Source organism: Nonomuraea sp. NPDC046570, from assembly GCF_040645915.1.
Classification (GTDB): Bacteria; Actinomycetota; Actinomycetes; order Streptosporangiales; family Streptosporangiaceae; genus Nonomuraea.
The window spans coordinates 1-9584 of record NZ_JBEYZF010000081.1 but is presented as its reverse complement, the minus strand read 5'-3'; the positions used below and the strand labels follow the sequence as shown (position 1 = coordinate 9584).

The following is a 9584-nucleotide window of genomic DNA, read 5'->3' as shown; positions in this document are numbered from 1 at the left end:
ACCGTGGCGGAGGAGACCAGCGCCTCCATCGCGAACTTCACCCGCGGCGCCGTACGACCACCGGTCACCGCGTAAGGCCGGACCGGCGAGGCCGGTTCGGCCTGCGCCTGGGGCGGGGGCTGCCAGCCGCCGCCGGTGTTCCAACGAGGGTCCGTCACCTACATCACCTGGTCTGAGTCGCACGAAGCTCCGCGCGTACGGCCGGAGTGAGAACCTGTCCCGTTCGGTCGACCATGAGGGTCATCTGGTAGGCCACCAGTCCCATGTCGCAGTCGGGGGCGGCCAGAACCGCCATGCAGGAGCCGTCGCTGATCGACATGATCAACATCAGCCCCCGCTGCATCTCGACGATCGTCTGGTTGACCGGCCCGCCCTCGAAAACCCGCGCGGCTCCCTGCGTCAGGCTGATCAAACCCGACGCGATCGCCGCCAACTGATCGGCCCGATCGGCGGGAAACCCCGCGGAGGCGGCCAGCGGCAGACCGTCGGACGAGACCACCACGGCGTGGGCGACTCCCGGAACGGTACTGACGAAATCAGTGATCAGCCAGTCCACACCACGAGCCGCATGGCTCAGATCGTTCATTCGCCCTCCTCCCTGTTGTCCACACTCTTGGAGCCGCCCGGATAGCGGCCTTCGTTGATGTCGCCGCGCGCGGCCCGGTATCCCTGCTGGAAGCTGGAGAACCTGCTGCGCACGCGGTCGGGTGAGATCTCCGGCATGGGTGCCACGCCCTTGGGCGCGGAGGTGACGGCCGATCCCGGTACGAGGTTCGCCTTGGGTACCCGCTTGGGCAGGCCCGCGGCGGTGGAACCGTCCTTGACCGGCTCCCGCGCGGCCGCCGCGGCGGTCCACCCGGCGTCCGCCTTCTCCGATCCCCACGACCCGCTGTCGCCGTGGTCGAACCAGGCGGACTCGATCGAGGCGAAGATCGGCAGGAACTCGTCACCCGAGGAGGCGGGCTTGACGACCGGGATGGGGCCGGTGGCCGCCGCCTCGGTCTCGGGGTAGTCGTACCTGCGCGGCGGCGCTCCTCCGCCTTGTTCCCGGTCGGGCCAGGGGCTGCGCTCGGCGGGTGGCGGTTCCTGGGTCCACGACGGCGAGTCGGTCAGTCTGCCTCGCTGCGGGCTTCCGCCGTTGCCCTGTACGGGGGCCCACACGTCCGCGGTGTCGAAGGTGCCGCCCGATCTCGGCTCCGACGGCCAGCCGGCCGGGTCGGAGGGCCAGCCGCCGCCCGGCTGGGAGGGCCAGCCCGGCGTGGGCGCGGGCGGGGGTGTGGGTGCGGGGGCCGGGGTGGGGGCCTGGGCGGACAGCGGGCGGGGCGTGAGTTCGCCGAGATCGCTGGGCCAGCCCTGGGGGCCGCCCATGGGGTCGCCGGGCCAGCCGGGTGCGATGCCGCCGGTGTCGCCGGGCCAGCCCGGCGTGGCGAACGGCGAGGCGACCTCGGCCGCCGGTGCCTTCGCGGTCCCCGCGAAGGCGGGCGCCTGGCCGCCGAACAGTGACTCGGGCAGCAGCACCATGGCGGTCAGACCGCCTGAGCCATGCGGCCTGAGCTGTACCCGGATGTCGTGGCGGTGGGCCAGCCTGGCGACCACGAACAGGCCCATGCGTCGGGACACCGACACATCGACGGTCGGGCTGTCCATCAACCGCTCGTTGGCGGCGGCCAGTTCTTCCTGCGTCATCCCGATACCGGAGTCGGTGATCGACATCATCACCGCGCCGCCGTCGATGCCGTTACCCGACACCACGACGCGAGTTTCCCGCGGGGAGAACGCCAGAGCGTTCTCCACCAGCTCCGCGAGCAGGTGGATGACGTCGTTCACCGCCTGACCGACGACCGCCACACCACCCGGGACCTGCAACGAGACCCGCTCATAGTTCTCGACCTCCGACAACGAGGCGCGGGCCACATCCACCAACTGCACCGGCTGGCTCCAGCGCCGCGGCGGATCCTGGCCGGCCAAAACCAGCAGGTTCTCACTGTTACGCCGCATACGAGTAGCCAAGTGATCCAGCTTGAACAGGTTCGCCAACCGCTGCTCGTCCTGCTCGCCCTGCTCCAGACCATCGATCAAGGTGATCTGACGCTCGACCAGCGTCTGACTACGACGCGACAAGTTGACGAACATCGCGTTCACGTTCGCGCGGAGCTTGGACTCCTCACCCGCCAGCCGTACAGCCTCACGGTGCACCTCATCGAACGCCCGCGCGACTTCTCCGACCTCGTCCCTAGAGGCCACGCCGATGGGCTGGACCTGCAGTGACGCGCCTTCGCCAGACTCTCTGACCGCTCGCACGGTTTCGGGGAGGCGGTGGCCGGCGATGTGCAGCGCCTCGCTGCGCAGCCGGCGAAGCGGGGTGACCAGCGACCTGGCCATCAGGAAGGTGACGAGAAGGACGGCGATGACGAGGGCCAGCACGGCGGCGATGGCGATGTAGGCGGCGCGGCGTTCGGCGTCCTGGAGGGCGACGCCGCGCAGGACGATCGACTGGGAGACGGCGGTCTCCACCTTGCGCAGGCGCTCGATGGTCACGGTGCTGGAGTCGAACCACGACTTGGCGTCGCCCACGCGGCTACTGAACTTGTCGATGACGAGCCGGCCGTCCTCGCTCACGCGGGAGATGGCCCGGAGGCTGAGGTAGTTCGCGAGGTCGACCTTGCTACCGGTGACGGTGTCGTCGTAGAGCTGGCGGTGGGTCAGTGCGGCTTCCGCCTTGAACGCCACGATTTCGCCATCTTGGCGGGCCCTGGCGGCCTCGACGGCCTGCAGGTCGCTCGGCGAGATGCGCCGGGTCTCCAGGGTTCCGATGAGCAGACCGCGCTGTACGGAGACCTGTTCCTTCGCTCGCGAGAGGGAACCGAGTGCCAGTACGCCGGAGGTCAGCTCCGAGTCCGTGGTTCCCTGACGGATCTCATCGTGCAAAGCCAGGACGTCGGCGATCCAGTCGCTGTACTGAGCGGTGATCGTCCCTGGCAGACGTAAGTCACCGCTGCCGCCCAGGCGGAGCGCGTCGAGCCGGTCGATGCGGATGCGGATCTGCCGCGTCTTCTCCACGGCGCGCTGGCCGTAGTCGGCGTTGACCGAGCCGAGGTCCTTCAGCAGGCGGCCCTTGAGGTCGTCGACCTTGCGGTAGATGTCGCTGACCTCGCGCATCTCGGACGCCCTGCGTCCTCTGGCGACGTAGCGGGCGCTCTGGTCGCGCTCGTTCTGCAGGTTCTGCGCGAACTCGCCGAGGGTGCCGACGAGGCGGGCCATCTCAATGACCCGCTGGTAGTCGCTCGCGACGGCGAGCGACGTGTTGACCCGCAGGCCGGCCAGGACCACGGCGGCGAGAGCGGGGAGCAGCACGAGAACGACCAGGCGCTGGCGTACGCGCCAGTCAGCCAGCCTCCACTTACTGCCCGCCTTGCGCCTGCTCGGAGCAGGAGTCTCCTCCTGGGTTTCGGCAGGTTTGACCGTATCCCGCCCTGGCTGACCTGGAGCCTTGGGGGGATCCCTGTCGTACTCGGTCCGTGTCCTCAAGGTACTCCGCAACCTCTCACGTCCATCGGTGAGGGATTATTCGAGCATAAAGCGATCATCTATGCCAACTGCTACAAATTCCCTCAAGAACCAAACCTCAATCTTCACGTACGTCACATCCTTCACGCTAGACTCCCCCTGCCTCGACCACATGTCCGATATATACACATTGGGCAAGGTCCGTGCGTCCCCCCGAACTGAGGAAGTGCTATGAGATTCCCTCGCGCATCGCTGCTCATCGGCATGGTGGCTGCGCTCACACTCACGGCGTGCGGCTCCGGCGACGACAAGGCCAAAGCCCCTGCAGCCGCGGGCGGCCTGGAGACCACCGAGGTCAAGGCCATGGGCCTGCCGTTCCTGGACCAGACCGGGCTCCACGTCGGCATCGACAAGGGCGTCTTCAAAACCGAAGGCCTGAACGCCGTCACGACCTTCTTCACCGACAGCCGGGCCGGTTCTACGGCTTTCGAGAGCGGCGAGGTCGACTTGGGCTTCGCCAATTACGTGACGCTCATCCAGAACATCGCCAACGGCAAGAAGCTCAAGATCATTTCGGAGGGGTCGCTCGGCAAGCCGGGTATCCAGGCTGTGCTCGTACCCGACAAATCGCCCATTCGGTCCATTAAGGACCTACAGGGCAAGAAGATTGCTGTTGCCGTACTAAAGAACGTGCAACCGCTCATGCTTAACGCGGTCCTCAGGGCGAACAGCATCGACCCGGACAAGGTGACATACGTCCCGATCCCGGTCCCGGCCACCATGCAGGCCGTAGAGGCCGGCCAGGTGGACGCCGCCGCGTTCACCGAGCCGTTCACCACGCAGGCGCTCGGCAAGGGATTCCGCGTCGTGACCGACCTCGCGTCCGGTCCGACGCAGAACTGGCCGACCGCCGGCTACTTCGTCAAGCAGGAGTGGATCGACAAGAACCCGAAGACCGCCGCGGCGCTCGCCCGCGCGCTCAGCAAGGCGCAGGAGGCGGCCGGCGACCGGACCAACGTCGAAAAGGTCCTGCAGCTACCCACCTTCACCAAGATGGACGCCAAGACCGCCTCGACCATCAAGGTGGTCGACTTCCCGACCACCGTCAGCGCCGAGCGGATCCAGCGCGTCATCGACCAGATGAAGGTCGAAGGCTTGCTCCAGAACGACCTCAAGGCCGCCGACATCATCTTCTCGCCGAGTAAGTGACTCGCCTGGGCATATGGGGACGCGGCGCTGCGGGGATCGCCGCCCTCCTCATCTTCCTGGAGGTCCTCGGCCGCATCGGCCTGGTCAGCAGGGAGTCCCTTCCGCCCGCTTCGGACATCCTGAAGCGGGCGGCGGGACTGGCCGTCGAGTCCGAGTTCCTCGGCCATCTGGCCGGAACACTGACCACCTGGGGAGCGAGCACGGCACTGGCCGCCTGCGTCGGCATTCCGCTGGGCCTGCTGCTCGGCAGCGTCCCCGGGGTCAACACGGCCACCCGCACAGTGGTGGAGTTCCTCCGCCCGATGCCGGGGGTGGCGCTGTTCCCCCTGGTCGGCATGATGCTCGGGTCAGGCTCGGCCACCCGGATCACCGTGGTCACCTACGTCTCGCTGTGGCCGGTCCTGTTCAACACCGTGTACGGCCTGCGTGACGTCGACCCCGTCGCTGTGGACACCCTGCGCTCGTTCGGCTTCGGCCGCCTGGCCATCCTGCGCCTGGCGTCACTGCCCGCGGCCGCCCCGTTCATCGCGACCGGGGTACGGCTCTCGGCCGGCATCGCCCTCATCGCGACCGTGGCCGGCGAGATCTTCATGGGCACCGGCGAGGGCATGGGCGTCTACGTGGCGCGCGTCTCCCTGCTGCCGGGCACCACCATCGACGTCCTGGCCGTCACCGTCTGGGCCGGGCTGCTCGGCCTGCTGCTCAACACGCTGCTGGTCCGCGGCGAAGGCCGCCTGTTCTTCTGGGTGCGCCCGTGAAATCCGTGTTGCAGAGCTGGGGCATCTTCATCGGCTGCTGCCTGGCGTGGGAGGCGGCCACCCGCGCCGCGGCCAGCCACTACTTCCCCGCCCCGAGCACGATCGTCGCGACCGCCCACGAGTTGTGGTTCTCCGGGCCCCCCGGGCAGCTCTTCCTCACCGAGACCGCGCTCGACAACATTCTGCCGAGTCTCGGCCGGATGAGTGTCGGGCTGCTCATCTCCGTGGTGGTGGGGGTGGTTCTCGGGTTCGCCCTCGGGCGCTCGCCCACCGCCCGGGCCTACCTGGATCCGCTTCTCCAGCTCTTCCGCGCGATCCCGCCGCCGACCATGGTGCCGGTGTTCATCGTCCTGCTGCAGATCGGCACCCAGATGCAGCTGGCCACCATCGTGTTCGCCACGATCTGGCCGATCATGATGAACACCACCGACGGGTTCCGCTCGATCGAGCCGCTGTACCTGGAGACCTCCCAGGTGTTCCGGCTCAGCGCGGCCCAGCGGCTGCGGCTGGTGCTGATCCCGTCCGCGATGCCCAAGATCTTCGCTGGGCTGCGGCTCAGCCTGTCCGTGGCGCTGATCCTGATGGTCTTCTCCGAGCTGATGCCCGGCACCTCCAACGGCATCGGGTACCTCCTGCAGGACGCCTATGCCGTCGGGGACCTGCCGCGGATGTGGTCGGCCATCGTGCTGATCGGTCTGCTCGGTTATCTGCTCAACATGGTGCTGCTGGCCGTACAGCGTCGTGCTCTCGCCTGGCAGGCGGGGGCGCAGCGCCTGTCCGCCGACTAGCCGGCCGCGGAGCGAGAACGAGGGTGTCCATACGTGGACACCCTCGTCTCTGTTTGGGGCTGTCGCCCTGGCTCAGGAACCGCTGATGACACGCCGGTTGGGCGGGGCAAGGGGGCCGGTGTCGATCCCCCATGACGAGATCATGGTGGGGATGATCTCCACCCACTCGGGCCCGCCGGAGGGCACCAGCGGCTCACCGCCCTCGCTGTGCAACTTCGCCACGCCGTGCACGAGGACGCCCCGGGGCGTGCTCGGGTCGGGTCGATCGTCCACGACGAAGGCCACCTGCGAGTTCTCCTCGCAGTCGCGCCTGTACCGGCGCTTCTGCCCACGGTCGGGAAGGTTGCGCGCGCCGATCCCGATCGAGGTCCGGTCGTCGCTCAGGGTGAACAACACCGGCACTACGTGGGGCTGCCCGTCACGGGTGGCGGTGGCCAGGTGGCCAGTGGAATGTGCGGTAAGGAAGCTGATCTCATTCTCGGTGAACATCGTCACATGCTGCTGTACCGCTCATCCCCGCCACAACCACCTAGATCAAGTTTATTCGGCGATCTCACCCTGAACCGGCTTGACGGCCCGGTGCAGGGCCACCACTCCCCCGTCGAGCCTGCGCCACGCCACCGAGCCCCAGCCCACAGCGCTGATCCGCGAGGCCAACTGCTCGGGAGTCGACCAAGCCTTGATCGACTCCCCGAGATAGGTGTACGCCTCGGGGTTGGTGCTCACCAGCCTGGCGATCAGCGGAAGCTGGTACTTGAGATAGGCGAACCACAGCCGCTGCCCGAGCGGCCCCGCGGGGCGGCTGTACTCGCAGACCACCAGCCGTCCGCCCGGCCTGACGACCCGCAGCATCTCGCTCAGCGCGGTCTCGGCCACGGCGATGTTACGCAGCCCGAAGGAGATCGTCGCCACATCGAAGGAGTCGTCGGCGAACGGCAGCCGCTGCGCGTCCCCTGCCAGGAACGTCACCGCACGGGTACGCGAGCGGCCCACCTTGAGCATGCCCAGCGAGAAGTCGCAGGCGACGACCTCGGTGCCGGGACGCTTCAGCGTCAGCGACGAGGTGCCCGTGCCGGCCGCGAGATCGAGGACCCGCAGCCCGGGCCCGATGTCGGCCGCCTTGGCCACATGCCCGCCCCAGGCGCCCATGCGGCCGAGCCACAGTAATGAGCGCGTGCGGTCGTAGCCGGCGGCCACATGATCGAACATGCTGGAGACCCGTGTGGGTTCCTTGTCGAGATCTGCCCGAACCATTGATCACTCCAGGACGCCGTAGTTGGCGATCTTTGCGAGGTTATACATATCAGGTATGAGTTAGTCCCCCCTGCCCCGGTGTCAGTATGGCGGGGTGAGGCAGGTCCTGTACGGCGGACAGCGCGTCGAGTACGCCGCTGAGTTTGACCTCGGTCTCCAGCCATTCGGCCTGCGGCTCGGAGCCTTCGACGATCCCCGCGCCCGCCCAGAGCTTGACGCGCCGGCCGATGACGCTCGCGCAGCGCAGCGCGAGACCCCATTCGCCGTCTCCCCTGGAGTCCATCCAGCCGACGGGCCCCGCGTACCTGGCGCGACGAGCGCTCTCGAACTCGCGGATGAACCGCAGCGCGACGGCGGACGGGGTGCCGCAGACGGCGGCGGTGGGGTGCAGCGCGGCGGCCAGGGAGAGGGCGGAGTCGTCCGCTCGCAGCCGGCCGCTGATCAAGGTGGCCAGGTGCTGGATGTTGGCGAGCACCAGCGACATGGGTGGCGGCACGCTGACCTCCGTGCAGAGGGCGGCCAGTTTCTCCTCCACCGACTCGACGGTCAGGCGGTGCTCGTGCGCCAGCTTGGCGGAGGAGTGCAGCGTGGCCCGGAGGGCGAGGTCGGTCACCTCGTCCGCGCCGCGCGGCACCGAACCCGCCAGGACGAGCGACTCGACCCGGCCGCCTTCCTTCCGGATGAGCGGTTCGGGCGTGGCGCCCATGAGCCCGCCGCAGGAGAAGGTGAAGCATTCGGTGAATCTGCGGCCGAGCGCCTCGATCATGCTCCGCGGATCGATGATCCCCGCGCTGAGGCCGTTCAGGTGCCTGCTCAGCACCACTTTGCTCATGTGGCCCGAGCGGATCTCGGCGAGCGCGGTGCGTACCTTGGTCGTCCAGCGCGCGTGCTCGGCCGTGGTGGCCGACCAGCTGATCGGCGCGATCGGCGAGTAGCGCGAGGGGCCGGTCCGCGGCTCGGCCTCCCCTTCGAGGGTGGTCAGCCACGAGACTCCGGCGCGACGGGCGAGGATCACCCGGGGGACGATCAGGACGGACGAGCCGTGTTCGGAGTCGAAGGCGAAGCTGCCGAAGGCGACGGGGCCCGACCCTGGCACGTTCACCTCGTCGTGGATCTCGGAGGCGGCGAACAGGTCGCGCAGGGCCTGCTCGGCGCGGGCGAACGCGCCCCGCCCCTCGGGCACTTTGATGCGGACGGCCTCGCCCCACCCGACGAACCCGTCACCGCCGCGCACCCAGACCACCGATTCGGGGCTGGGTAATCGGCCGAGCAGATCGCCGGGATCGGCGGCAGGCTCACTTCTCCAGATCCATCGGGCCGTGACTCCTCCCCTCCCTAAAGGGAGCGGCTTCTCGCTTCCCCCGGCTGAGGTAGGCGACGGACAAGCCCTGCCCGTTTTCGAACACAAGAACCATATCAGGGAAGCGATTCCCCTGCCGGGTAAACCCGGCAGTCCCCTCGCTAGATCTGATGGGCCCCGGCCGAAACGGCGTCAGGTCAAGAGCTGTGACCAGTGTGACCGATGATGCCCCTGTGGACAATGGCTCTATTTCCTCTGAAATCGACACTGAACCAGGCCAATAGGGCATTAATCAGACATAACGTGGCGTAATCGCTTCGCCCTCCGATAGAGTCCCGCTGTTGTTCATGGACTCGCGGCATGAGGATTCAGCTTGCTTGAGATCGCCAATCTGAGCCATAGCTATGGCGGCTCCACCCCGCACCACGCCATCGACGGGCTCAACCTGAGCGTGGCCGAGGGCGAATTGCTGTGTATCGTCGGGCCGTCGGGCTGCGGGAAGTCGACCTTGCTGCGCTCGATCGCCGGTCTGATCCAGCCGTCGGCGGGCGAGGTTCACGTCGACGGGAAGCTCGTGCGGGAGACGCCCAGCAATCTGGCCGTGGTCTTCCAGGACTACAGCCGTTCCCTGTTCCCCTGGATGTCGGTCGCCGACAACGTCGCCCTCCCCCTCCGCCGCCGCGACATGGACAAGAAACAACGCAAAGCCGCAGCCGAAGAAGCACTCGAATCAGTCGGACTCGCCGCCGCCGCCAAAAAATACCCCTT

Annotated in this window: 10 protein-coding genes; 4 read left to right on the top strand and 6 right to left on the bottom strand. The window is 67.9% G+C overall.

The annotated features are described in order from the left end of the window. From ABZ911_RS42340 to ABZ911_RS42330, 3 genes are all read right to left on the bottom strand, one after another. Positions 1-158, bottom strand: a 158-nt coding sequence (locus tag ABZ911_RS42340; protein WP_358070107.1) for a DUF742 domain-containing protein, incomplete at its 3' end; no start/stop codon positions are given. A gap of 5 nt (positions 159-163) precedes the next feature. Continuing rightward, entirely contained in the window at positions 164-586 is a 423-nt protein-coding gene (locus ABZ911_RS42335) for a roadblock/LC7 domain-containing protein (protein WP_358070104.1), read from the bottom strand. Continuing rightward, entirely contained in the window at positions 583-3354 is a 2772-nt protein-coding gene (locus tag ABZ911_RS42330) for a nitrate- and nitrite sensing domain-containing protein (protein WP_358070101.1), read from the bottom strand. The genes ABZ911_RS42335 and ABZ911_RS42330 overlap by 4 nt, the downstream gene beginning before the upstream one ends. A 417-nt stretch (positions 3355-3771) precedes the next feature. On the opposite strand from ABZ911_RS42330, the gene ABZ911_RS42325 reads away from it, so the two are divergent. Genes ABZ911_RS42325 through ABZ911_RS42315 form a run of 3 tightly spaced genes read left to right on the top strand, consistent with a single transcriptional unit; the run spans position 3772 to position 6262 of the window. Then, positions 3772-4716 carry an ABC transporter substrate-binding protein gene (locus ABZ911_RS42325; protein ID WP_358070098.1) on the top strand — a complete coding sequence of 315 codons (945 nt, stop codon included), beginning with the start codon at positions 3772-3774 and terminating at the stop codon, positions 4714-4716. Continuing rightward, entirely contained in the window at positions 4713-5474 is a 762-nt protein-coding gene (locus ABZ911_RS42320; protein WP_358070096.1) for an ABC transporter permease subunit, read from the top strand. The genes ABZ911_RS42325 and ABZ911_RS42320 overlap by 4 nt, the downstream gene beginning before the upstream one ends. Then, a complete protein-coding gene (locus ABZ911_RS42315) occupies positions 5471-6262 on the top strand; it encodes an ABC transporter permease (protein WP_358070093.1) in 792 nt (263 codons plus the stop codon). The genes ABZ911_RS42320 and ABZ911_RS42315 overlap by 4 nt, the downstream gene beginning before the upstream one ends. A gap of 72 nt (positions 6263-6334) precedes the next feature. Here the strand turns inward: ABZ911_RS42315 and ABZ911_RS42310 are convergent, their stop codons facing one another. Genes ABZ911_RS42310 through ABZ911_RS42300 form a run of 3 tightly spaced genes read right to left on the bottom strand, consistent with a single transcriptional unit; the run spans position 6335 to position 8759 of the window. Further along, complete coding sequence (locus ABZ911_RS42310) at positions 6335-6751, bottom strand: pyridoxamine 5'-phosphate oxidase family protein (RefSeq protein WP_358070090.1); 417 nt, start codon at positions 6749-6751, stop codon at positions 6335-6337. A 51-nt stretch (positions 6752-6802) separates the two neighbouring features. Continuing rightward, entirely contained in the window at positions 6803-7516 is a 714-nt protein-coding gene (locus ABZ911_RS42305) for a class I SAM-dependent methyltransferase (protein ID WP_358070087.1), read from the bottom strand. Between the two features lie 49 nt (positions 7517-7565). Next, entirely contained in the window at positions 7566-8759 is a 1194-nt protein-coding gene (locus ABZ911_RS42300; protein WP_358070084.1) for an isochorismate synthase, read from the bottom strand. A gap of 430 nt (positions 8760-9189) precedes the next feature. Between ABZ911_RS42300 and ABZ911_RS42295 the strand changes: the two genes are divergently transcribed. Then, positions 9190-9584: ATP-binding cassette domain-containing protein (locus ABZ911_RS42295; protein WP_358070081.1), on the top strand; the 395-nt coding region annotated here is incomplete at its 3' end.